Source organism: Gemmobacter lutimaris (assembly GCF_003570715.1).
Taxonomy (GTDB): domain Bacteria; phylum Pseudomonadota; class Alphaproteobacteria; order Rhodobacterales; family Rhodobacteraceae; genus Gemmobacter; species Gemmobacter lutimaris.
In genome coordinates, this window is record NZ_QXXQ01000011.1 from 80430 (window position 1) to 103821 (window position 23392).

General features: G+C 64.4%; 25 protein-coding genes and 1 tRNA gene. 9 read left to right on the plus strand and 17 right to left on the minus strand.

Features of this window, described 5'->3' with window-relative positions; all coding sequences use genetic code 11:
- Positions 1-16: 16 nt before the first annotated feature.
- The 5 genes from D2N39_RS16810 to D2N39_RS16830 form a co-directional block, all read right to left on the minus strand.
- Positions 17-907 carry an ABC transporter permease gene (locus D2N39_RS16810; protein ID WP_233557226.1) on the minus strand — a complete coding sequence of 297 codons (891 nt, stop codon included), beginning with the start codon at positions 905-907 and terminating at the stop codon, positions 17-19.
- Positions 904-1767: an ABC transporter permease gene (locus tag D2N39_RS16815; protein ID WP_119135988.1), complete on the minus strand. Its 864-nt coding sequence runs from the start codon at positions 1765-1767 to the stop codon at positions 904-906. Before D2N39_RS16815 ends, D2N39_RS16810 begins: the two co-directional genes overlap by 4 nt.
- A gap of 101 nt (positions 1768-1868) precedes the next feature.
- Complete coding sequence (locus D2N39_RS16820) at positions 1869-2669, minus strand: ABC transporter ATP-binding protein (protein ID WP_119135931.1); 801 nt, start codon at positions 2667-2669, stop codon at positions 1869-1871.
- 193 nt (positions 2670-2862) lie between these two features.
- Positions 2863-4317 (minus strand): dihydropyrimidinase, encoded by a 1455-nt coding sequence (hydA, locus tag D2N39_RS16825; protein WP_119135932.1) that lies wholly within the window; start codon positions 4315-4317, stop codon positions 2863-2865.
- Positions 4318-4394: 77 nt separating this feature from the next.
- The gene (locus D2N39_RS16830; RefSeq protein WP_119135933.1) at positions 4395-5645 is read right to left on the minus strand and encodes a Zn-dependent hydrolase; all 1251 of its coding nucleotides are present in this window, start codon (positions 5643-5645) and stop codon (positions 4395-4397) included.
- Positions 5646-5794: 149 nt separating this feature from the next.
- Between D2N39_RS16830 and D2N39_RS16835 the strand changes: the two genes are divergently transcribed.
- Complete coding sequence (locus D2N39_RS16835) at positions 5795-6427, plus strand: TetR/AcrR family transcriptional regulator (protein WP_119135934.1); 633 nt, start codon at positions 5795-5797, stop codon at positions 6425-6427.
- A gap of 4 nt (positions 6428-6431) precedes the next feature.
- On the opposite strand, the gene D2N39_RS16840 is transcribed toward D2N39_RS16835, so the two are convergent.
- The 4 genes from D2N39_RS16840 to D2N39_RS16855 all read right to left on the minus strand — a co-directional run bounded on the left by D2N39_RS16840 (position 6432) and on the right by D2N39_RS16855 (position 9817).
- A complete protein-coding gene (locus D2N39_RS16840; protein ID WP_119135935.1) occupies positions 6432-7538 on the minus strand; it encodes a calcium-binding protein in 1107 nt (368 codons plus the stop codon).
- 93 nt (positions 7539-7631) lie between these two features.
- Positions 7632-8072: a DUF302 domain-containing protein gene (locus D2N39_RS16845; protein WP_119135936.1), complete on the minus strand. Its 441-nt coding sequence runs from the start codon at positions 8070-8072 to the stop codon at positions 7632-7634.
- A gap of 54 nt (positions 8073-8126) precedes the next feature.
- Entirely contained in the window at positions 8127-8432 is a 306-nt protein-coding gene (locus D2N39_RS16850; RefSeq protein WP_233557228.1) for a cupin domain-containing protein, read from the minus strand.
- Positions 8433-8488: 56 nt separating this feature from the next.
- A complete protein-coding gene (locus tag D2N39_RS16855; RefSeq protein WP_199725280.1) occupies positions 8489-9817 on the minus strand; it encodes an aspartate aminotransferase family protein in 1329 nt (442 codons plus the stop codon).
- Between the two features lie 208 nt (positions 9818-10025).
- On the opposite strand from D2N39_RS16855, the gene D2N39_RS16860 reads away from it, so the two are divergent.
- Both D2N39_RS16860 and D2N39_RS16865 read left to right on the plus strand, forming a co-directional pair.
- Entirely contained in the window at positions 10026-10637 is a 612-nt protein-coding gene (locus D2N39_RS16860) for a TetR family transcriptional regulator C-terminal domain-containing protein (RefSeq protein WP_119135938.1), read from the plus strand.
- A gap of 94 nt (positions 10638-10731) precedes the next feature.
- On the plus strand, positions 10732-11124 hold the full coding sequence (locus D2N39_RS16865; RefSeq protein ID WP_147373505.1) for a hypothetical protein: 393 nt from the start codon (positions 10732-10734) through the stop codon (positions 11122-11124).
- Positions 11125-11131: 7 nt separating this feature from the next.
- On the opposite strand, the gene preA is transcribed toward D2N39_RS16865, so the two are convergent.
- Positions 11132-12433, minus strand: a complete 1302-nt coding sequence (gene preA, locus D2N39_RS16870; RefSeq protein WP_119135940.1) for an NAD-dependent dihydropyrimidine dehydrogenase subunit PreA — start codon at positions 12431-12433, stop codon at positions 11132-11134.
- Positions 12434-12457: 24 nt separating this feature from the next.
- The gene (locus D2N39_RS16875; RefSeq protein ID WP_119135941.1) at positions 12458-13786 is read right to left on the minus strand and encodes an NAD(P)-dependent oxidoreductase; all 1329 of its coding nucleotides are present in this window, start codon (positions 13784-13786) and stop codon (positions 12458-12460) included.
- Positions 13787-14110: 324 nt separating this feature from the next.
- Here D2N39_RS16875 and accB point away from each other — a divergent pair, with 324 nt between their 5' ends.
- From accB to aat, 3 genes are all read left to right on the plus strand, one after another.
- Positions 14111-14602 (plus strand): acetyl-CoA carboxylase biotin carboxyl carrier protein, encoded by a 492-nt coding sequence (accB, locus tag D2N39_RS16880; protein ID WP_119135942.1) that lies wholly within the window; start codon positions 14111-14113, stop codon positions 14600-14602.
- A 19-nt stretch (positions 14603-14621) separates the two neighbouring features.
- Positions 14622-15968 carry an acetyl-CoA carboxylase biotin carboxylase subunit gene (gene accC / locus D2N39_RS16885; protein WP_119135943.1) on the plus strand — a complete coding sequence of 449 codons (1347 nt, stop codon included), beginning with the start codon at positions 14622-14624 and terminating at the stop codon, positions 15966-15968.
- A gap of 106 nt (positions 15969-16074) precedes the next feature.
- On the plus strand, positions 16075-16653 hold the full coding sequence (gene aat / locus D2N39_RS16890) for a leucyl/phenylalanyl-tRNA--protein transferase (RefSeq protein WP_119135944.1): 579 nt from the start codon (positions 16075-16077) through the stop codon (positions 16651-16653).
- On the opposite strand, the gene D2N39_RS16895 is transcribed toward aat, so the two are convergent.
- The 5 genes from D2N39_RS16895 to D2N39_RS16915 form a co-directional block, all read right to left on the minus strand.
- Positions 16650-17081, minus strand: a complete 432-nt coding sequence (locus D2N39_RS16895; RefSeq protein WP_119135945.1) for a DUF2155 domain-containing protein — start codon at positions 17079-17081, stop codon at positions 16650-16652. The genes aat and D2N39_RS16895 overlap by 4 nt on opposite strands.
- Positions 17078-17557 carry an outer membrane lipid asymmetry maintenance protein MlaD gene (gene mlaD / locus D2N39_RS16900; protein ID WP_119135946.1) on the minus strand — a complete coding sequence of 160 codons (480 nt, stop codon included), beginning with the start codon at positions 17555-17557 and terminating at the stop codon, positions 17078-17080. Before mlaD ends, D2N39_RS16895 begins: the two co-directional genes overlap by 4 nt.
- 13 nt (positions 17558-17570) lie before the next feature.
- Complete coding sequence (locus tag D2N39_RS16905; RefSeq protein WP_119135990.1) at positions 17571-17945, minus strand: NADH:ubiquinone oxidoreductase subunit NDUFA12; 375 nt, start codon at positions 17943-17945, stop codon at positions 17571-17573.
- A gap of 121 nt (positions 17946-18066) precedes the next feature.
- Positions 18067-19332, minus strand: a complete 1266-nt coding sequence (clpX, locus tag D2N39_RS16910; RefSeq protein WP_119135947.1) for an ATP-dependent Clp protease ATP-binding subunit ClpX — start codon at positions 19330-19332, stop codon at positions 18067-18069.
- Positions 19333-19445: 113 nt separating this feature from the next.
- Positions 19446-20078, minus strand: coding sequence for an ATP-dependent Clp protease proteolytic subunit (locus tag D2N39_RS16915; RefSeq protein WP_054301051.1), 633 nt, complete (start codon positions 20076-20078; stop codon positions 19446-19448).
- Positions 20079-20266: 188 nt separating this feature from the next.
- Between D2N39_RS16915 and D2N39_RS16920 the strand changes: the two genes are divergently transcribed.
- The gene (locus tag D2N39_RS16920) at positions 20267-20794 is read left to right on the plus strand and encodes a CAP domain-containing protein (RefSeq protein ID WP_158589860.1); all 528 of its coding nucleotides are present in this window, start codon (positions 20267-20269) and stop codon (positions 20792-20794) included.
- Between the two features lie 3 nt (positions 20795-20797).
- On the opposite strand, the gene D2N39_RS16925 is transcribed toward D2N39_RS16920, so the two are convergent.
- Positions 20798-22099, minus strand: a complete 1302-nt coding sequence (locus D2N39_RS16925) for an ATP-binding protein (RefSeq protein ID WP_119135949.1) — start codon at positions 22097-22099, stop codon at positions 20798-20800.
- A gap of 49 nt (positions 22100-22148) precedes the next feature.
- Between D2N39_RS16925 and D2N39_RS16930 the strand changes: the two genes are divergently transcribed.
- Positions 22149-23036 (plus strand): MBL fold metallo-hydrolase, encoded by an 888-nt coding sequence (locus tag D2N39_RS16930; protein ID WP_233557230.1) that lies wholly within the window; start codon positions 22149-22151, stop codon positions 23034-23036.
- A 126-nt stretch (positions 23037-23162) separates the two neighbouring features.
- Positions 23163-23237 (plus strand) — tRNA-Asn (locus D2N39_RS16935).
- The last annotated feature ends 155 nt before the right edge of the window (positions 23238-23392 follow it).

Genomic DNA, 23392 nt, shown 5'->3' on the forward strand with positions numbered 1-23392 from the left:
CGGTTTTCCCGTTTTTTCACTGTCGTCTCTGCGACGGATGCCAGAAGGTCATCCGTTTCTCGATCAGCGCGACCAAGCCGTAGAAGGCCGATCCCGCCAAAGCCGCCACCGCAATCTCGGCCCAGATCATCGGCAGGCCAAGCCGCCCGATCTCTGCCGTGATGCGGAACCCCATGCCGACGATGGGGCTGCCGAAAAATTCGGCAACGATGGCCCCGATCAACGCGAGTGTGGTGGCAATCTTCAACCCGTTGAACAGGAAGGGCAAGGCGGCAGGCAGGCGCAGCTTCAGCAGCGTCTGCCAGTAGCTTGCGCTGTAGGTCGCCATCAGATCGCGCTGCATCGGCTCGGTCGCCTTCAGCCCCGCGACCATGTTCACCAGCACGGGGAAGAACACCATGACCACCACGACCGCCGCCTTGGAATGCCAGTCAAAGCCGAACCACATGACCATGATCGGCGCGATGCCGACAATGGGAAGGGCGGCGACGAAATTGCCGACCGGCAGCAAGCCGCGTTGCAAGAAGGGCGAGCGGTCGATCAGGATCGCCGTGCCGATGGCCGCGCCGCAGCCCAGCACATAGCCGCTTAACGCGCCCTTTACGAAAGTCTGCACGAAATCGGCCCAGAGCACCGGAATGCTGTCAATCAGCTGCACCCAGATCGCCGAGGGCGCGGGCAGGATCACCGGGTTCACCTCGAACAGATCCACCGTCATTTCCCACAGCGCCAGCAGTGTGATGCCAAAGATCAGCGGAACGACCCGCCGCACCCAGGGGCCGCGCCCTTCGGCCAGACCGGCGTTCAGCGTCCATGCACCGAACCACACCGCCAGCACCAGCCCAAGCCGCCAGTCGGCCACAAACCCCGCCGCCGCGACGGCGGCCATGATCGCCAGCCCCTTCATCGCACCAGCCCCATGCGTTGCAACACCACCCGCTCCGCCAGCCCGATGATCGCCACCAGAGACGCCGCCAGCAGCGCCGCCGCGAACAGCGCCGCCCAGATCTGCACCGTCTGCCCGTAATACGACCCGCTCAAGAGCCGCGAGCCAAGCCCCGCCACCGCCCCGGTCGGCAATTCGCCGACAATGGTGCCGACCAGCGAAGCCGCCACCCCCACCTTCAGCGAGGCGAACAGATAGGGCATCGAGGACGGCAGCCGCAGCTTGGCGAAGGTCTGCACCGCGCTGGCATTATAGGTGCGCAGCAGGTCCAGTTGCATCCCGTCAGGCGCGCGCAGCCCCTTCACCATACCCACCACCACCGGGAAGAACGACAGATAGGCCGAGATGATCGCCTTCGGCACGATCCCCTGCACCCCCATGCTGTTCAGGACGACAATGATCATCGGCGCGATGGCAAGGATCGGGATGGTCTGGCTGGCGATGGCCCAGGGCATGACACTCATGTCCATCGCCCGGTTATAGACGATCCCCACCGCCAGCAGGATACCCAGACCGGACCCCATCACAAAGCCCAGCAGCGTCGCCGACAGCGTGACCCAGCCATGATAGACCAGACTGCGTTTCGACGTCACCTTCTGCCCGAAGAATCCGTCATACAGCCCCTTGGCCACCTGATGCGGCGCAGGCAGCACCGGACGCTCCTGATGCAGTGTCTCGGTCACCAGATCGACCAGCATCACCTCGCGCCCCTCGCGCGCGGCCTGATCGTAAACCCAGGTCGCATTCATCCAGATCGCCGCCAGATACCACAAGCCGACAATCGCCGCGACAACGGTCAGAACCGGGACCAGACTACGCAGCATGCCCGCCCCGCTCATTTTCTGTCGAAAAATATCCTCGGGGGGTGAATTGCGCCGCAGGCGCAAGAGGGGGGCAGACAGCCCCCCTGCCTTTCGCGCCCTCACATCTCATCGCCATGCCCCGCCCTGAGCCCCTCGCGCACGCGATGGGCGATCTCGATGAATGCGCGGCTGTCGCGGATGTCCAGTGGCCGCTCCTTCGGCAGCGAGCTTTCGATCACATCGGTGATCCGCCCCGGACGCGGGCTCATCACCACGATCTTCGTCGACAGATAGACCGCCTCCGGGATGGAATGGGTGACGAAACCGATGGTCTTGCCGGTCCGCGCCCAAAGCTTCAGCAATTCCTCGTTCAGCCGGTCGCGCACGATTTCGTCCAGCGCACCGAAAGGCTCGTCCATCAACAGGATGTCGGCATCGAAGGCCAGCGCGCGGGCGATGCTGGCGCGCTGCTGCATGCCGCCGGAAAGCTGCCAGGGGAATTTGCCTCCAAATCCTTCCAGATCAACCAGTTGCAGCACGTCCTTCACGCGCCGATCCTGTTCGTCCCGCGCAAATCCCATGATCTCCAGCGGCAGGCGGATATTGCCCGCGATGGTGCGCCAGGGGTAAAGCCCCGCCGCCTGAAACACATAGCCATAGGCGCGCTTGCGACGCGCCTCGTCCGGTGTCATGCCGTTCACGGTCAGGCTGCCCCCGGTGGGATGCTCCAGCGCCGCGATGCAGCGCAGGAAGGTGGTCTTGCCACAGCCCGAGGGACCGATGAAGCTGACGAAATCGCCCTTGTCGATGGTCAGGTTCACATCCTTCAAGGCCTGCACCGGCCCGTCGGCCGTCTGGAACACCAGATCCAGCCCCCGTGCCTCGACAACCGGCCCCGCGTTCTCTGCCCTGTCCTTCATCCATCCCCGCATCCGGCCGCCTCGGGCCGGTTCATATTCCGTTTACCGATTCCCCGCATGTTCGGACATTCAGGGAGGATACCATGATCACAACACTCGCCTTCGCCCCGACGGAGGAGGATCTGGAGGAGTATTTCTTCGCCCCTCCGGTCCTGACTTTCGCCCCGCCCCCGCCACCAGCGCCGGTGCTGCCTCAAACTCCCGTCGCAGGGACGCCGGAGCGCTGAACCGGCCGCGGCGCGGTCAGTTCTTTCCATGCACTCAGCGCCCGGTTCACCGCCGGGCGCGGCGCGCGACCAACGAACTGGCCATGGCCTTCCTCGGTCCGCATCTCACCGTCATGCACCACGACCTTGCCGCGCGACAGGGTGAACCGCGGCAGACCCTTCACAGCCTGCCCCTCGAACACGTTGTAATCAATGCTCGACTGCTGGCTGCCCGCCGAGATCACCTTTTCTTTCGCCGGGTCCCAGACCACCAGATCGGCGTCGGCACCAACCAGAACCGCGCCCTTCTTCGGGTAAAGGTTCAGGATCTTGGCGATATTGGTCGAGGTCACCGCAACAAACTCGTTCGGAGTCAGCCGCCCCGTGTTCACACCGTGGGTCCAGAGCATCGGCAGCCGGTCTTCCAGCCCGCCGGTGCCATTCGGGATTTTGGAAAAATCCCCCACCCCGAACCGTTTCTGCTCGGTCGTGAAGGCACAATGGTCTGTCGCCACGCAGGACAGGCTGCCCGCCTGCAACCCTGCCCAAAGGCTCGCCTGATGCGCCTTGTTGCGGAAGGGCGGCGACATGACGCGCCGCGCGGCATGGTCCCAGTCGGGGTTGAAATATTCGCTCTCATCAAGCGTCAGATGCTGGATCAGCGGCTCGCCCCAGACCCTTTTGCCGGCCTGCCGTGCCCGGCGGATCGCCTCATGTGCCTCCTCGCAAGAGGTATGCACCACATAAAGCGGCACCCCCGCCATATCGGCGATCATGATGGCGCGATTGGTCGCCTCGCCCTCCACCTGCGGCGGGCGGGAATAGGCATGCGCCTCGGGGCCGGAATTGCCCTCAGCCAGCAGCTTCGCGGTCAGTTCGGCCACCACATCGCCGTTCTCGGCATGGACCATGGCGAGGCCGCCCAGATCGCCCACCCGGCGGAACGACGCGAACAACTCGTCATCATTCACCATAAGGGCGCCCTTGTAGGCCATGAAATGCTTGAAGGAGGTGATGCCCGCCTTCACGCTGTCCTCCATCCCCTCCCAGACCTTCTCACCCCACCAGGTGATCGCCATGTGATAGGAGTAATCGCAATTCGCCCGGCCCGATTTGTTGTGCCACATCTGCGCGGCATCCATCAGCCCCTGGCCCTGCCCCGGCAGCACGAAATCCACCACCATCGTGGTGCCACCCGCCAGCGCCGCCCGTGTGCCACTTTCAAAATCATCGGCGGAATAGGTGCCCATGAAAGGCATTTCCAGATGGGTATGCGGATCGATTCCGCCCGGTATGATGTAACAGCCCGAGGCGTCCAGCACCGTGTCGCCGGTCAGCCCCGCACCGATCGCAGTGATCACGCCCCCCTCGACCAGCACATCCGCCTCATAGGACAGATCCGCCGTGACAACCGTCCCGCCCTTGATCACCGTCGATGCCATGCCGCTCTCTCCCGATCCGCTTTTGCTTCTTGTCCAAATACTCCGGGGGTCCGGGGGCAGCGCCCCCGGCCTTTCCGTCACTCGACGACTTCGGCCACCTGCAACACCGCATGCAGCAGCACATCGGTGCCCGCTGCCGCCCATTCCGGGCTGATCTCCTCGGCCTCGTTATGGCTCAACCCGTCCACACAGGGGCACATGACCATGGTGGTCGGCGCCACGCGGTTGATCCAGCAGGCGTCATGCCCGGCGCCCGAAACGATGTCCATGTGGGTGTAGCCCAGCTTTTCCGCACTCGCCCGCACGATGCCCACCAGTTCGGGGTCAAAGGTCACCGGGTCGAAATGGCCGACCGGCTCGATGCTGCACCCAAGGCCCAGCTCTGCCGCAACCGCATGGGCCGCGCGCTCCACCTCGGCGCGCATGGCGTCCAGCTTGGCCTGTTCGGGGCTACGGATATCCACAGTAAACACCACCTTGCCGGGGATCACGTTGCGCGAGTTCGGATGCACGAAGACCTGCCCGACCGCCCCCACGGCATTGGGCTGGTGGCTCATGGCGATCTGATGCACGCGCTCGGTGATCCGCGCCATGCCGAGGCCCGCATTCACCCGCATGGCCATGGGGGTGGATCCGGTATGCGCATCCTTGCCGGTCAGGGTGATTTCCAGCCACCAAAGCCCCTGCCCATGGGTGACGACGCCGATGCTTTTTCCTTCCGCCTCAAGGATCGGCCCCTGTTCGATATGCAGTTCGAACATCGCCTTCATCTTGCGCGCGCCGACGACCTCATCCCCGACCCAGCCGATGCGGGCCAGTTCGTCGCCAAAGCGTTTGCCCTCGGGGTCGGTGCGGTCATAGGCGTAGTCTTGCGTATGGATGCCCGCGAACACGCCCGAGGCCAGCATGGCGGGGGCGAACCGCGCGCCTTCCTCATTCGTCCAGTTGGTCACAACGATCGGGTGCCGGGTCTTCAGCCCCATGTCATTGATCGTCCGCACCACCTCCAGCGCGCCCAGAACACCCAGCACGCCGTCATATTTGCCGCCCGTCGGCTGCGTATCCAGATGGCTGCCCATATAGACCGGCAGCGCGTCGGGGTCGGTGCCGGGGCGCGAGGCGAACATGTTGCCCATGGTATCGACGCCCATGGTCATGCCCGCCGCCTCGCACCAGCGTTTGAACAGATGGCGGCCCTCACCATCGGCGTCGGTCAGCGTCTGGCGATTGCAGCCCCCCGCAACGCCGGGGCCGATCAGCGCCATTTCCATGAGGCTGTCCCACAGCCGCGCCGAATTGATGCGAAGGTTCTCTCCGGGTGCTGGCATCAGCTTGCTCTCCCTGTGTGCCGCCCGTCTGTTGCGGGCTTGCGGCGAATCTCTTCCTGACCGTATGGTCAGATTGCAGGCTATAGAAGCTGACTATCCGGTCAACGAAAATCTCAGTTCCCCGCCAGCCCCCTGCGATCCGAGGCCCGATGAACGAAACGCCCCGCCCGATGCGCCGCAACGAGATCCGCGCGATGAATGAAACGCTCATTCTTCAGGCAGCGGAAAAAGTCTTTGCAGAGGCAGGATTTGGCGGCGCGACCATGCAGTTGATCGCCGATGTTGCAGGGCTGCCGAAGGCCAATCTGCACTATTATTTCGCAACCAAGGAAGAGCTTTACCGCCGCGTCGTCGGTAATATCTTTGAAATCTGGCTGCATGCCGCCGACAGCATGGATGGCGCCGAAACCCCGGCGGAAGGCATCGGCGCCTATATCGACGCCAAGATGGATATTTCCCGCCGCCACCCGGACGGCTCGAAAGTCTGGGCATCCGAGGTGATGCACGGGGCGCCGGTCATTCAGGATTATCTGGAAACCACGCTGCGCGACTGGACGGCGGGACGGGCCGCGCTGATCCAGCGCTGGATCGACGAGGGCAGGATGGCCCCCGTCGATCCGCAGCACCTGCTTTACATGCTTTGGGCCACGACGCAGCACTATGCCGATTTCGGCCATCAGATCGAAACGCTGAACGGCGGCAAGCCGCTGTCCGAGGCGCAATGGAATGCGGCCAAGGCCAGCGTCAAGCAAATCATCCTGCGCGGCATCGGGGTGTTGTAACCGCCTAGATCACAGCAAAATCGCTGGCCGACAGCGTCGCAACCGAAAGCAACCGCGCGAAAGCCACCGCCTCGGCGCTGCCGCTGCCATCCGGGTCATAAAGCACGCGTCCGGTGGCGGTGTCGAACAGGATACGATCCTGGGCGTCCTGCGCCACGCCTCCTGCATTTGCAGCAAAAGCGACGATTGACAACCGGCCCGCCGCTGCGACCGCCAGATCGCCGAAAGCCGCACCTGACAAGAGGATACGATCCTCGCCTTGGTCGAAATCGACGATCAGATCCAGCCCCGATCCATCCGGCGCAAGATCAAAGACGAAACGGTCGTTCCCTGCCCCGCCGCTGAGCGTGTCATCCCCGGCGCCGCCCGCAAGCCTGTCGGCCCCGCGGCGCCCTTCCAGCAGGTTGTTGCCGTCATTGCCCCGCAAATCATTTGCGACCTGATTGCCGATGCCGACCGTATCCCCGTTGCCCGTCAGTTCCAGCCGCTCCAAGCGGCCTGTCACCTGCGGCCCGGACAGTCGAAAGTCCACAAGACTGCGCACCGTATCAAACCCCAGCGCAGCGCCGCCTTCGATGATCCGGTCGCCCATATCGTCCACGACATAGATGTCGTCGCCAAGACCGCCGGTCATCAGATCAGCCCCGGCGCCACCATCCAGCAGATCGCCCCCCTTGCCGCCCTTCAGCGCATCGCCCGAGGCGCCCCCCGACAGGGTATCGGCGCCCGCGGAGCCCAGCAGAAAGTCAATACCATCACTGCCGGTCAGGCTGCCCGAGCGCGCGAGCCAACTTGCGGAAATGTCGAAACGCCAGCCCGAGGCGTCGATATTATCCAGCCCGAAGACCAGCGAGAATCGGGCCGTTTCGCCCGCCGCAATCTGCATGGGCGCGGTGACGAACATCCAGCCATCATCGTCGCCCCCGGCGGAATCGTGGGTGTCCTGCCCGTTCACGGTCAGAAGCAGGAAGCCGCTGTCATATTGGTAATAGCCCGTTTCCTCGATCAGCCAGCCGTCGGTCTGATATGTGGCGGAAATGGTCAGTATATCGCCCTTGCGTGTCGCCCAGACCAAAGGCGACACGTCCCGAACCTCTTGCAGTATATCCATGTCAGGAGTCCGATTTTGCACAATGAAAAGGCAGGAAGCCCATTCACTGTGCGCTTGCCCGGGTTACCTGTCAATCGGCCACTAGCGGACGGCCTAGCCGTTCATGGCCTCGTCCACCAGACCGTGAAGCAGGTCATTGACAGGCGCCATGGTGGGTTCGTCCCGGTGCATGTACCCCACCGTCACCGGCTCTCCCGGACGTTGGTAAACCGCGATCGCATAGGGGCAGTAGCGGATATTCGTCGGGTCCGCTTCCATCACCTTGCGCGACACCTCGGCCGAGCAGAACAGGAAGATCTCGGCCCCGTCGAACAGCACAACGTCCGACCCGACATCGGCGCGTGTGCGTTCCAGCATGTCGCCGGTATGGGTGTGGCTGTCGATCACCAGCCCCCGTCCGACGATGGCGCTTTCAACCGCGAAGGTCACATCGTCGAAGGCATCGTCGCTGGTGGCGGTGATGAAATCGTCGGCCAGCACAGGGGTGGCGCCGCAGACCAGCGCGGCAGCACACAAAAGGCGGGTGAGAGTCATGGAACGCTCCGTCATCATGACCTCAGTCTGCGGCAGGCAAGCCCCTGACGCAAGTCAGACGTCTTTCAGTTCGACTTCGACAAAGCTCATCGGCGCGGGTCCGCCATTGATGACATTGTGTTCGGTGCCCTTGGGCCGCGAATAGGCGCTACCGGCAGGGATGAAACTCTCGCGTCGCTCACCCCCCGGCAAGTCCAGCACCAGAGCGCAATCGGTCAGCGTGGTGATGACATATTCGTGGCCATGCACATGCCAGCCCGTTTCGGCGCCCGGCTCGAAATCGTAGCGCCAGACCAGCACGCGGTCATTTTCCATCAGCAGGGTCGCCGTGGCCTGTAGCTGCATCGCCCCTTCAGTCATCCCTTCCCCTCCCCGATTGCGAAGAAGGCGGGGTGCCCCCGCCTTCACGGGCCGCCTTACGGCAGCGCTTTCAGAACCTCGGCCAGCTTTCCGATCAGCTCGTCGATTTCCGCCTTCGAGATGATCAGCGGCGGCGACATGGCGATGATGTCGCCGGTGGTGCGGATCAGGATTCCTTTTTCATAGGCGTTGAGGAAGGCGGTGAAGGCGCGTTTGGTGGGCTCGCCCGCCATCGGCTCCAGCTCCACCGCGCCGATCAGGCCCATGTTGCGGATGTCGATGACATGCGGCAGGCCCTTGAGGCTGTGCAGCGCATCCTCCCAATAGGGGGCGAGGTCGTTCGCGCGTTCGAACAGCCCTTCCTCCTTGTAGGTGTCCAGCGTGGCGATGCCGGCGGCGCTGGCGATCGGATTGCCGGAATAGGTGTAGCCGTGGAACAGCTCGATCATGTGTTCCGGGCCGTTCATAAAGGCGTCATGCACCTCGGCTGTGGTCAGCACCGCGCCCATCGGGATGACGCCGTTGGTCAGGCCCTTGGCGGTGGTCATCATGTCGGGCAGCACGTCGAAATGCTGCGCCGCGAAGGCAGACCCAAGCCGCCCGAAGCCGGTGATGACCTCGTCAAAAATCAGCAGGATGCCGTGTTTCTTCGTGATCGCGCGCAGCTTCTCCAGATAGCCCTTCGGCGGCATCAGCACGCCGGTCGAGCCTGCCATCGGTTCAACGATCACCGCCGCGATGGTTTCGGCCCCGTGCAGCGCCACGATGCGTTCCAGATCATCCGCCAGATTGGCGCCATGCTCCGGCTGGCCGCGGGTAAAGGCGTTCTGGCCCGGCAGATGGGTATGCGGAAGGTGATCAACGCCGCCCAGCAGCGTGCCGAACATCTTGCGGTTGTTGACGATACCGCCGACCGAGATGCCGCCGAAGTTCACGCCGTGATAGCCACGCTCGCGCCCGATGAGACGGGTGCGCGCGCCCTCGCCCCGTGCCCGGTGATAGGCAATGGCGATCTTCAGCGCGGTCTCTACCGACTCGGAGCCCGAGTTGGTGTAGAACACATGCTCGATCCCCTTCGGCGCGATGTCCACGAGCCGGTTGGCCAGTTCAAAGGCCACCGGGTGCCCCATCTGGAAGGCGGGCGCGTAATCCAGTTCCGCCGCCTGTTTCTGGATCGCTTCGGTGATCTTGGGGCGGCAGTGACCCGCATTGCAGCACCACAGGCCCGCCGTGCCATCCAGCACCTGACGGCCGTCCGAGGTAGTATAATGCATGTCCTTCGAGGCCACGAACATGCGCGGCGTTTTCTTGAACTGCCGGTTCGCCGTGAAGGGCATCCAGAAGGCATTCAGGTCGTTCGGCGTCGGCTTGCGGTCAAGCGCCATGATCATCTCCGCATTTATCCGTCACGGGGAATCGCGCGACGGCTTGAGTTTCCTTGACCTCGGGGTCAAAATTCATCCGGTCAGCACCCGAAGCACCGGGCGTGGCTGTCCGCATATTGACGGGTTTGCCGTCGCGTCTCAATCGGGATTGGCCGTTCCGGCGGTCCATTTCCGACACTTTGATCAAATGCTTCCACCGGGAGGTCCGATGACCCGCGCCAAGCCGAAGACCCGTATCCAGCAGAAGAACTCCGAAGCGATCCTCGATGCGGCGCTGGAGGTGTTTTCGCAGGCCGGGTTCAGGGGGGCGACGCTGGACCAGATCGCGGATCGCGCGGGCCTGTCGAAGCCCAATCTTCTGTATTACTTCTCCTCGAAAGAGGCGATCCATGCCGAGCTGATCGCAGGGCTTCTGAAGGTCTGGCTCGATCCGCTGCGGGCGCTGGATTCGGGCGGCGATCCGGTGGCCGAGATTCTGGGCTATGTGCGACGCAAGCTGGAACTGAGCCGCGATTTTCCCCGTGAAAGCAGGCTGTTCGCCAATGAGGTGCTGCAAGGTGCGCCGCGCATCGACGGGGCGCTTCAAGGGGAGCTGAAGCCACTGGTCGATGACAAGGCGGCGGTGATTGCGGCCTGGGTGGCCGAGGGGCGCCTGGCGCCGGTGGACCCTTACCATCTGATCTTCTCGATCTGGGCCACGACCCAGCATTACGCCGATTTCGACGTGCAGGTCCGCGCGGTTCTGGGCCCCGGCCATGATCCCTTCGCCGAGGCGGGGGATTTTCTGGAGACGCTGTATCGCCGGATGCTGGCGATCTGAGCGGTCGTTCAAATGCACGGTATTCGGGCCGCGCATATACCGGGGAGGCGTGCTAGGCTTAATCGGGGGCGTTCTGACCGAAAGGGAAGATCCGATGACACTCATGTCGTCCATCGGCGCGCAACTGGCACGCGCCCTGTCCCTGCCTGATCCCTGCATAACCTCGGCACGGGGCAGCCAGCCGTCCGAGCCGCCCACCAGCCTGCGGATCACCCCCACGGAGCTGGCCTCGGCCGTGCAACCCACCGCCGCCAGCGCGGCAGTGGTCCTGCAATGCGCGGGCAGGCCCGACCCCGACGCGTTCGACAATGTGCCGCAACCCGGTGACGAAAGCATTCTGGTCGATGACTGGGAAAGGCCGGGCCCGCCGCAGGATGCGGCAGACCCCGAGGCGAGGTCAGCCCCCGCAGCCTTGATGCCGCTGGAAGATGCGCAGCTTGCCATGATCGCGTGGCAAGACAATCTGCGCATCCTGCGCGGCGGCTGATCCCGCCTCATTCCGCCGCGCGCACCGAGGGGTTGTTGGGGTGCTGCGTCCAGTTGGCGTAATCGCCCACCGTCGCTCCGGTGCGCGGGTCCACCTGACCTTTCGGCAGTTGCACCATGGTGATGCAATTCTCCACCGGGCAGACATTGACGCAAAGGTTGCAGGCCACGCATTCCTCGTCCTTCACGGTGAAGGTGCGATCTGCGCCCATGGCGATGGCCTGATGGCTGGTATCCTCGCAGGCGATGTAGCAGCGGCCGCATTTGATGCAGTCGTCCTGGCTGATATGCGCCTTGGTGACGTAGTTCAGATTCAGGAACTGCCAGTCGGTGACATTGGGCACCGCGCGGCCCACCAGTTCCGACGTATCGGTGAACCCCTTGCGGTCCATGTAATCCGACAGGCCGGAGATCATCTCTTGCACCACCTTGAAGCCATAGGTCATGGCGGCGGTGCAGACCTGCACATTGCCCGCGCCCAGTGCCATGAACTCTGCCGCGTCGCGCCAGGTGGTGACACCGCCGATGCCGCTGATGGGAATACCGGTCGTTTCGCGCGACCGCGCGATTTCCGCCACCATGTTCAGCGCGATCGGTTTCACCGCCGGGCCGCAATAGCCGCCATGAGTGCCCTTGCCGTCGATCGTCGGTTCCGGGGCGAAATCGTCGAGGTCAACCGAGGTGATGGAGTTGATCGTGTTGATGAGGCTGACCGCGTCGGCCCCGCCACGTTTGGCCGCCTCGGCCGGTTTGCGGATGTCGGTGATATTGGGTGTCAGCTTCACGATGCAGGGCATGCGGGAATATTGCTTCACCCAGCGGGTGACCATCTCGATATATTCCGGCACCTGCCCCACGGCGCTGCCCATGCCGCGTTCGGCCATGCCATGCGGGCAGCCGAAGTTCAGCTCCACGCCATCGGCCTCGGTATCCTCGATGCGCTTGAGGATGTCCTTCCACGACTCCTCGTCGCAGGGCACCATCAGGCTGATGATCAGGGCGCGGTCGCGCCACTTGCGCTTGACCTCCTTGATTTCCTGCAGGTTCACCTCCAGCGGGCGGTCGGTGATCAGCTCGATATTGTTCAGCCCCAGAAGGCGGCGGTCGGCGCCCCAGATCGCGCCATAGCGCGGCCCGTTGACATTGACGACCGGCGGCCCTTCGGACCCCAGCGTCTTCCAGACCACACCGCCCCAGCCCGCCTCATAAGCGCGCTCGACATTGACCTTCTTGTCGGTGGGTGGCGCCGAGGCCAGCCAGAACGGATTGGGGGATTTGATGCCGATGAAATTCGATTCGAGATTGGCCATATGCTTGTCTCCTGATGCGGGCGCTCAGCCCGCCGCCCCCGTCAGTGCCGCGTGAATCTCTTCGGCGGCGTCGCGGCCCTCGGCCACGGCGGTCACCGTCAGATCCTCGCCGCCCTCGGCACAGTCACCGCCGCACCAGAGTTTCGGTGCCGGATGGCGCGGCAGCTTGCCCGCCGCAACGGTGAGGCCCTCCGGCACACCCGCAAGGGTCTGGCCGATGGCCTTGAACACCTGATCCGCTTTCAGGGTGAAGCCTTCATCCAGCAGCTTCAACCCGTCGGGGCTGTCTTCGGTATAGGCAAACTGCACCGCCTCGGCGCGGGCACCGCCCGTTACCTTCACCGGCGCGGCGCCATAGATGATGCGGACGCCGGTTTGCGTGGCATGTTCCTGTTCGTAGCCCGAGGCGCTCATCTTCTCCTTGCCCCGACGATAGACGATGGTGACATTCTCGGCGCCCAGCAACTTTGATTGCACGGCGGCATCCACCGCCGTCATGCCACCGCCGATCACCACCACGTCGCGGCCCACGGCGACGGTCGAACGGTCCCCCGCCTGCCGCAACCCGGCGATGAAATCGACGGCGTTTTCCACCCCCGCCAGATCCTCGCCCGCCGCGCGCAGGGCATTCACCCCGGCCAGACCGATGCCAAGGAACACCGCGTCGTAATCGGCCAGCAGATCGGCCAGCGCGACATCTTTGCCGAGCGTCACGCCGGTTTTAACCGTGATGCCGCCAATCTTCAGCAGCCAGTCCACCTCGCGCGCCGCGAAATCGTTGGTCGATTTATAGGTGGCGATGCCATATTCGTTGAGTCCCCCGGCCTTGGGGCGGCGCTCGAACACCGTCACCTCATGGCCCTTCATCGCCAGACGATGCGCACAGGCCAGACCCGAGGGCCCTGCCCCCACCACCGCCACGCGCTTGCCGGTGGCAGCGGCACGGGTGAAGGGATGCACGCCCTTCGCCATCAGCGTGTCGGTGGCATAGCGTTGCAACCGGCCGATCTCGACCGGCTTGCCCTCGGCCACTTCGCGCACGCAGACCTCTTCGCACAGCGTTTCGGTCGGGCAGACACGGGCGCACATGCCGCCCATGATGTTCTGGCTGAGGATCGTCTTCGCCGCCGCATCCGGCGTGCCGGTGGCGATCTGCCGGATGAACAGCGGAATGTCGATCGAGGTCGGACAGGCCGTCATGCAGGGCGCGTCATGGCAGAAATAGCAGCGGTCGGCGGCCACCTGCGCCTCGTGCCGGTCAAGTGGCGGCTCGTGATCGGCGAAATTCGCCTCATAGCTGGCGGCGGGCAGACGCGCGGGCACGATGCCGGGCGTGAGCTGGCTGTTGGACAAGGCGCAAACCTCCCGTTGTTTTCTTGATTGCCTCCACTCTGCCACAGGCAAAAATTTTATCAATCGGTAAATTTTAATGCCGGGGCGATTTTTCCCCTCTGCCCGCAAGGCAGGCGCAATCCGAAGGCGGCTGCGGGGAAAATGGGCGCAAGCTTCCCCTTGCTCCGGCCCGGAGCAACCGCCCTGCCGGCTGCGGCGCCTGCCCACGTTACACGGAGGCTTTTCACCCCTGCCCGCCTCGCGTATAACCGCGTCAGCCACGGCAGGGCTGCTTGCGCTATCACGCGCCGCTCATCGCCCGCCGACAGAACAAACGAGGATGGCATGAGCAAACATTCCCCCGACGCCGACGTTGCCTTCATCCAGGCCCTGGCTGAACTTCTGAACAAGAATGAACTGACCGAGCTTTCGGTGAAACGCGAATATGGCGAGGATGACAGCCTTGACGTGCGCGTGGTGAAACAGGCGAATATCGTGACCACCACGGTCGCCGCCGCGCCGGTGGCCATGGCCGCCCCGGCAGCCGCACCCGCCGCTGCCGCCACAGCCCCGGCCGCCGCGCCGGAGGATCCGGCCCAGCATCCGGGTGCCGTGACCTCGCCCATGGTTGGCACCGCCTATCTGGCGGCCGAACCGGGTGCCGCACCTTTCGTTGCCGTGGGCAGCACCGTGACCGAAGGCCAGACCGTGCTCATCATCGAGGCGATGAAGACCATGAACCACATCCCCGCGCCGAAAGCCGGCACGGTGAAGCGCATTCTGGTCGCCGATGGCACCCCCGTCGAATTCGGCGCGCCGCTGATGATCGTCGAGTGAGGCCCGCCCGGTGACCCAGATGTTCGAGAAAATCCTGATCGCCAACCGGGGCGAGATCGCGCTGCGCGTCATCCGCGCCTGCCGCGAAATGGGCATCAAATCGGTCGCGGTGCATTCCACCGCCGATTCCGATGCGATGCACGTCCGCATGGCCGATGAATCGGTCTGCATCGGCCCGGCGCCCTCGGGACAAAGCTATCTGAACAAGGCGGCCATCATCTCGGCCTGCGAAATCACCGGCGCGCAGGCGGTGCATCCGGGCTATGGTTTCCTGTCGGAAAATGCGGGCTTCGCGCAGGCGCTGGAAGATCACGGGCTCACCTTTATCGGTCCGACCGCGGATCATATCCGCATCATGGGCGACAAGATCACCGCGAAAGATACCGCCAAGGCGCTGGGGATTCCGGTGGTTCCGGGCTCTGACGGTGGTGTGCCCGATCTGGAAACCGCGCTGAAAGTGGCCGAAGAGATCGTCTATCCGGTCATCATCAAGGCCACCGCCGGCGGCGGCGGGCGCGGCATGAAGGTCGCCCGCAGCGCCGAGGAGCTGGAGATCGCCTTCCGCACCGCCCGCAGCGAGGCGAAGGCCGCCTTCGGCAATGACGAGGTCTATATCGAGAAATACCTCCAGAAGCCGCGGCATATCGAGATTCAGGTCTTCGGCGACGGCAAGGGCAATGCCGTGCATCTGGGCGAGCGCGACTGTTCCTTGCAGCGCCGCCACCAGAAGGTATTCGAGGAGGCCCCCGGCCCCTGCATCACGCCCAAGCTGCGCGCCGAAATCGGCGAGGTCTGCGCCAGCGCGATGCGCAAGCTGAAATACATCGGCGCGGGCACGATCGAATTCCTTTACGAGGACGGCGAGTTCTATTTCATCGAAATGAACACCCGGCTTCAGGTCGAACATCCGGTGACCGAAGGCATCTTCGGCGTGGACCTCGTGCGCGAACAGATCCGCGTCGCGGCGGGCCTGCCGATGTCCTTCACGCAAAGCGATCTGGAAATCAACGGCCACTGCATCGAGGTGCGGATCAACGCCGAACGCCTGCCGAACTTCGCGCCCTGCCCCGGCAAGGTGAAGGTGTTCCACGCGCCGGGCGGTCTGGGTGTGCGGATGGATTCGGCGCTTTACGGCGGCTATTCCATCCCGCCCTATTACGACAGTCTGATCGGAAAGCTGATCGTCCACGGCCGCGACCGGCCCGAGGCCTTGGCCCGGCTGAAACGTGCGCTGAGCGAGCTGATCATCGACGGGGTGGAAACCTCGGTCCCGCTGTTCCACATGCTGCTGGCCGAGCCGGACATCCAGAACGGCGAATACAATATTCACTGGCTGGAAAAATGGCTGGCGGAGCAATTCGCCTGAGGCACCGTCCCGGCCATGGGCTGTCGGTGCGCCCGGGGGTTTCACACCCCCGGACCCCCGTGGGACATTTCTGCGAGGATACAAGTCTGACGCCGGAAGCGGGATCATGCGCATGATTACGCCCGAGCTTTTGTTGCGCGCCTATGCGGCCGGGGTGTTTCCGATGGCTGAAAGCGCGGAAAGCGATGCGATCCACTGGGTCGATCCGCGCAGACGGGGCATCCTGCCGCTGGACGGGTTTCACATCTCGCGCAGTCTGGCAAAGGACATCCGGCGCGGCGGGTTTGAAATCTGCGCCGACCGCGATTTCGCGGGCGTGGTGGCGGGCTGTGCCGACCGAGAAACCACCTGGATCAACGCCGACATCTTCGCGCTGTATCAGGATCTGCACCGCATGGGCCACGCCCATAGCCTTGAGATGTGGGAGAATGGCGCGCTGGTCGGCGGCACTTATGGCGTGGTGCTGGGGGCCGCCTTCTTTGCCGAAAGCATGTTCTCGCGCCGCCGCTCCGCCTCGAAGATCGTGCTGGCGCATCTGGTGGCGCGGCTACGGCACGGCGGTTTTACCCTGTGCGACACCCAGTTCCTGACACCGCATCTGGCAAGCTTGGGCGGGGTGGAAATCAGTCGCGCAGACTATCACGCGCGGCTGGCCGAGGCGCTGGAGCGGGAGGGCCGGTTCTAGCCTTCCTGCGGCGCCTCTTGCAGATCGTCGGGCTGATCTTCGGGCTCAGGCTCCGGCCCAAGGTCCAGCGGCTGCTGGCCGGGGATCACGCAGCGCAGCACCCAGACATCGTAACGCGGATGTTCCAGCGCCGACAGTGCGGGGCTGGAGGCCAGCATCCAGCCGGAAAACACCGGGGCGTCGCTGCCCTTCTCCATGATCGTCAGATGCGCATAGGCGTCCGACGAGGGGTTGGCAGAAGGATAGCGGCATTCGTCAAGCTGAATGGTCAGCCGCCCCGACACCGCCGCCTGACCACGGCTGAGTTCGATGTCTGCGGTCTCGCCCGTCATCTTGTCCAGCCACCGCAGGATGCCGCCGGGCGCGGAAGACACCTCTTGCGCGGCAACCGGCGTCGTCAGCAGGGCAAGGGCAAGCAGCCACTTCATTCCGTCGCTCCGGCGTCACCGGACATGGCATCGCCTGCGCCTTTGCCGACGAATTTCATCAGCAGGCCCACAAGGCTCACCGAACCTTGCGTATCCTCGATCTCGTCCCCCGCCGCCAGATTGTCAGGCAGGCCACCAGGACGCAGTTCGATGAAATTGCCGCCCAGCAGCCCTTCGGAAGATACCAGCGCTGCGGAATCGGTCGGCAGGTCCACCCCGCTGCGAATGCTGAACACCGCATCGGCATAAAAGGTCTGCGGGTTCAGGTCGAGCTTAGAGACAGTGCCGACCTTCACCCCTGCCAGCCGCACATCGGTGCCTACAGAAATGCCTTCGGCCGACTGGAACGAGGCGCGCAGGTCATAGCTGCCGCCCGTGCGCGCAAAGCCCGTGCCCTGCGCGGCATAGATCAGGAACCCGAGAGCGACGGCCAGAACGGCGCCGCCCGCGATGACTTCGGTGGTGCTTTCCGCCATGGTGTTGGGCCCCTTATTCGGGTTGCCACGCCTCGTAATCGCGCCGTTCAACCGGCGCGGCGCGGCGGATGGAACCTGCGGGCGCATAGGCGGCCAGCGTGCCGGTCAGGTTTTCCTGATGCGGCTTTTCCCAGGTCTTGTGGGCCAGCGGCGCCTTGGTCGGCGGCTGGTCCCAGGTGAAATGCAGCCAGCCGTGCCAGTCGGGCGACACGCGGCTGGCCTCGGCCTCGCCGTTGAAGATCACCCAGCGGCGCTTGCCGTCACGGGTTTCGTAATAGATGTTGCCCTGATCGTCCTCGCCCACCTTCACGCCCTTGCGCGCGGTGAAAATCTGGGTGCCGAGCGTCTGGCTGTTCCACCAGGTGACGAGACGCTTGAGGAATTCCATGGGCCGATCTCCGAAGGTGTTTGCCTTCATATGGACCAAGGGCCTTCCGGCGTCCAGTGCCAAGTTCCGCAAAAGAAAAAGGCGGGCGAGTGCCCGCCTTTCGCAGCCGTTTGCGGGGCGGTCAACCCGCCGCCGCCGGCTCTTTCTTCTTGGCGTCGGTATGGACCAGCAGGGGTTTCGCCCCGGCGTTCACCGCCTCGTCCTTCACCACCACCTCGGAAACATCGCCCATGCCCGGAAGTTCGAACATCGTGTCCAGCAGGATGTCTTCCATGATGGACCGCAGGCCGCGCGCGCCGGTCTTGCGCTTGATCGCGCGCTTGGCGATGGCGGTCAGCGCCTCATCGGTGAAGGTCAGCTTCACGCCCTCGATGTCGAACAGCCGCTGGTATTGCTTGACCAGCGCGTTCTTCGGCTCGGTCAGGATGGTGACCAGCGCCGCCTCGTCCAGATCGGTCAGCGTGGCGATGACCGGCAGACGACCGACGAATTCCGGGATCAGACCGAATTTCAGCAGATCCTCGGGCTCCAGCTCCTTGAACAGCTCGCCCACACTGCGTTCATCCGGGCCCTGCACCGCAGCGCCAAAGCCCATGGCCGTGCCCTTGTTGCGCTGCGCGATGATACGTTCCAGCCCGGCGAAAGCACCGCCACAGATGAACAGGATGTTCGTCGTATCCACTTGCAGGAATTCCTGCTGCGGATGCTTGCGCCCGCCCTGCGGCGGCACAGAAGCAACCGTGCCCTCCATGATCTTCAGAAGCGCCTGCTGCACGCCCTCGCCGCTCACGTCGCGGGTGATCGAGGGGTTGTCGGACTTGCGGGTGATCTTGTCGACCTCGTCGATATAGACGATGCCGCGCTGCGCGCGTTCGACATTATATTCCGACGCCTGAAGCAGCTTGAGGATGATGTTCTCCACATCCTCACCGACGTAGCCCGCCTCAGTGAGCGTGGTGGCATCGGCCATGGTGAAGGGCACATCCAGAATCCGCGCCAGCGTCTGCGCCAGCAGCGTCTTGCCGCAGCCGGTGGGGCCGATCAGCAGGATATTCGATTTCGCAAGCTCGATATCCTGCTTCGAGGAATGGTTGAGCCGCTTGTAATGGTTGTGCACCGCGACCGAGAGCACACGCTTCGCATGTTCCTGCCCGATGACGTAATCGTCCAGCACCTTGCAGATCTCGCGCGGGGTCGGCACGCCGTCCGAGCTTTTCAGCCCGGATGACTTGGTTTCCTCGCGGATGATGTCCATGCACAGCTCGACGCATTCGTCGCAGATGAACACGGTCGGACCCGCGATCAGCTTGCGCACCTCGTGCTGGCTCTTGCCGCAGAACGAGCAGTAGAGGGTATTCTTGCTGTCGCTGCCGGTATTCGTCGCCATTGTCGTCCTCTGCCGTGCGCGCCTTGCGGCGCAATCTGGGAAGCTTAGGCCAAGCCTTTCGCCTTCACAATCCGAAAACGCCCCCGGCGGATCACCCGCCGGGGGCGGCAAGATCACTTGTCTTCCGGTTCGGCCTTGCCGCGATTTTCCAGAATCGCGTCGATCAGACCCCAGGCTTTCGCATCCTCTGCGGACATGAAATTGTCGCGTTCCAGCGCCGCCTCGACCGTTTCATAGTCGTTGCCGGTGTGCCGGACGTAAATCTCGTTCAACCGACGCTTCAGCTTCTCGGTCTCGCGGGCGTGGATCATGATGTCGGTCGCCTGACCCTGATAGCCACCCGAGGGCTGGTGCACCATGACGCGGCTGTTGGGCAGCGAGAAGCGCATCCCCGGATGACCGGCGGTCAACAGAAGCGACCCCATCGAGGCCGCCTGCCCGACCACGAGGGTCGAGACCTTGGGCTTGATGTATTGCATCGTGTCGTAGATCGACAGGCCCGAGGTCACGACGCCACCGGGGCTGTTGATATACATGCTGATTTCCTTCGACGGGTTTTCCGCCTCAAGGAACAGAAGCTGGGCGCAGATCAGGCTCGACATGCCGTCATGCACGGGGCCGGACAGGAAGATGATGCGCTCTTTCAGCAGGCGCGAATAGATGTCGTAGGCACGTTCGCCCCGGCTGGTCTGTTCGACGACCATGGGGACAAGGGTATTCATGTAGGTGTCGATCGGGTCTCTCATCTTCGCCTGCCTGTTGTCTATGTTCCGAGCAATATCGTCGTCCAGTTACCCGAGTCTTAGTGTCGCGCGCCGGGGGCTGCAAGGGCGCAAGGGTAAACAGGATGTGGTGGGCGGGTGGATGGACCGCGTCGCGCGGGCAGGCTAACCAAGGCAGGCAGACAGGATGACGGAGCCCCCGGATGACACGCATGATTTGCAGAACCACCCCCGCCCTTGCAGCATTTCTGGGCATCCTTCTGTCGGGCTGCGTGGTGATTCCGGTTTCGTCCCCGCGTGGCCCGACACCCGGCCCCGCCCCGGCCAGTGCCACCTGCGCGCGCCCGCATGAAGCCGCAGCCGCCGAAGCGCGGGTTCTGGCGCAGGTCAACGGCCTGAGGGCGGCGCGCGGTCTGGGCCGTCTGTCCCCTTCCTCAAGGCTGCGGCAGGTTGCACAGGCCCATGCCTGTGACAATGCCGCGCGCGGCAGCTATTCGCATACCGGATCGGATGGTGCGACTCTTCAGACCCGGCTGCACCGTTATGGCTATGCGCCCCGTCGCGCGGCTGAAAATACCGGCTACGGCTTTGAAAACGATCCAGACCGGCTGGTGGCCTTCTGGATGAATTCCCCCGGTCACCGCGCCAATCTGCTGGACCCGCGCGTGACCGAAGCCGCGCTGGGGCTGGCGCAGGGCGCGCGTTCGGCCTGGGTGCTGGAGCTTGCCGTGCCGCGCTGAGGTTCAGCGCGCCAGCGCCAGCTCGGCCTTCAGCCCACCAAGATCCTCGCTTTCGCCCAGCCGCAGCGCGCCGCCATGGCTGCGCGCCACATCGGCGGCAATCGAAAGGCCAAGACCCACCCCGCCGCCGCGATTGGGGTCACGCGCGCCATCCAGACGTGCGAAGGGCTGCACCGCCTCGTCGCGCCGCTCCATCGGGATGCCCGGCCCGTCATCCTCGACCACGATCCGCACGCTGCGCTCGCCGGTCAGCAGACTCAGCCGCGCCCGGGTGCCAAAGCGCGCGGCATTGCCCAGCAGATTCTCCACCGCCCGTGTCACGGCCTGCGGCCGCAACCGCAGGACCAGCACCCCGTCACATCCGCGCAAGGTGACGCGCTGCCCGCTGCGCTCGGCATTCTCGGCCATGCGCCGCAACAGGGCGGGCAGATCGACGGCCTCGGTCTCCTCGGTCGCATCGCCACGCGCGAAGGCCAGAAATTCGTCCACCAGCCGCTGCATCTCGGCCACGTCATCCAGCAACGCGCCGGTCTCCTCATCCTCGGGCAGCATCGACAGGCCCAGTTTCAACCGCGTGAGCGGTGTGCGCAGATCGTGGCTGACGCCGGACAGCATCCGCGTCCGGCTTTCGATCGACCGCTCGATCCGCGCCCGCATATCCAGAAAGGCCGCCCCCGCTGCCCGCACCTCGGTCGCCCCGCGCGGGCGATAAGGGATGTGCTGGCCCTTGCCGAACGCCTCTGCCGCCTGCGCCAGCCGCTTGATCGGTGCGATCTGGTTGCGCAGGAACAGATAGGAAATCAGCGTCATCACCGCCGAAGTCACGATCATCAGCACCAGAAGCTGATGCGGATTGGTGGCCGAGGTGCGGCGCCGGTCGATTCCCAACCGGACCGGACCTTCCGGTGTGGCAAAATCGGCGATCACCCGGCCATCCTCGCGCGTCAGATCCGCACCCAGAAGTCCCGGCACCTCGTCGCGCAGCGTTTCCGCCACCACCCGGCCCGACAGGTCCAGCGCATCGTACCGCAGCCCGCTCAGCGGCGGTGCCGCCGGGCCCAGACCGAAGCCCAGTTCCGACGCCACCATTTCAGCCCCGGCTCTGTCACCTTTGGCCAGCCGGTCCAGCACCAGCCGCAATTCCACCGCGATGCCGCCGGTCATCTGCAGGGTGACACGCTCGAAATGGCGCTGGATGAAGGCTATGGACACGACAAGCTGGATCGTGACGATGGGCACGACCAAAATCAGCAGCGCGCGGCCGTATAGCCCCCGTGGCAGGATGGATTTCAGGCGAAAGCTCATGCCCCCCAGCCTAGCGGCAGCCCGCGCCCCGCGAAAGAGGAGAGCGACGATGCAGCCATGGACACCTGGTGAAGTAATCCGCCCCGAAACCGGGGTGCGCATGGTGCTGGCCGCCAACCCCTCACCCATGACGCATTGGGGGACAAATACCTATATTGTCGGCGAAGGTGCGGTGGCGGTGATCGACCCCGGCCCCGCCCTGCCCGCGCATCTGGCGGCGATTCTGGCGGCTCTCGCCCCCGGTGAACGGATCAGCCATATCCTCGTCACCCACCCGCACCTTGACCATTCGCCGCTGGCCCGCCCGCTGGCCGAGGCGACCGGCGCCCCGGTTCTGGGATTCGGCCCGGCCGGCAGCGGGATCTCGTCGCGCATGGCCGGAATCGAGGGGCTGGGCGGCGGCGAGGGCATCGACACTAGCTTCACCCCGGATGTGCGCCTGGCAGACGGCGACGTGATTGAGGGGCCGGGCTGGCATCTGAAAGCGCTGCACACACCGGGCCACATGGCAGGCCACATGGCCTTCGCGCTGGGGGATCTGCTGTTCACCGGCGATCATGTCATGGGCTGGGCGCCCTCGCTGGTCTCGCCGCCAGAGGGCGACATGACCGATTACATGGCCTCGCTCGACCGGCTGGCGGGGCATCGCTGGCGGCGCTTCCTTTCGGCACATGGCCTGCCGATGGACGACCCCGCCACGCGGCTTGCCGAACTGACCACCCATCGCCGCACCCGCGAGGCCGCCATTCTGGCCGCCCTGACCCATGGCCCCGCCGATCTCGGGACGCTGACCGCGCGGGTCTACACCGATGTCGCCCCCGCCCTCCTGCCCGCTGCCCGCCGCAACCTTCTGGCCCATCTCATTGATCTGTTTCATGGAAAGAAGATAGCCGCCCAAGGAGCCCCGCTCCCCTCGGCCCGATTTTCCCTGCCCTGAACGCCCGCCCGGTAAACGCCCGCACCCCGCCCGGACATCCCAGAAAATTTCTTCTCCACCCCCGTCATTTTTCTGCAATACCCCTCTTGCGACCCCCGAAACCCGAAGCTATACACCGCCTCGTGTTCCGGCGTAGCTCAGCGGTAGAGCAGTTGACTGTTAATCAATTGGTCGTAGGTTCGATCCCTACCGCCGGAGCCAAAAATCCCTGAAATACCAAGGATTTACGAGCAAGCCCCCGCAAGGGGGCTTTTCTCGTTTTGACTTTGGGGAACGCCGGGGGAACAAGCCACATGGGCATCAAAGGCGCGTGCCGTGATCATCTAGCGGCATGGTCAGCCCTGCACCGATGCCGC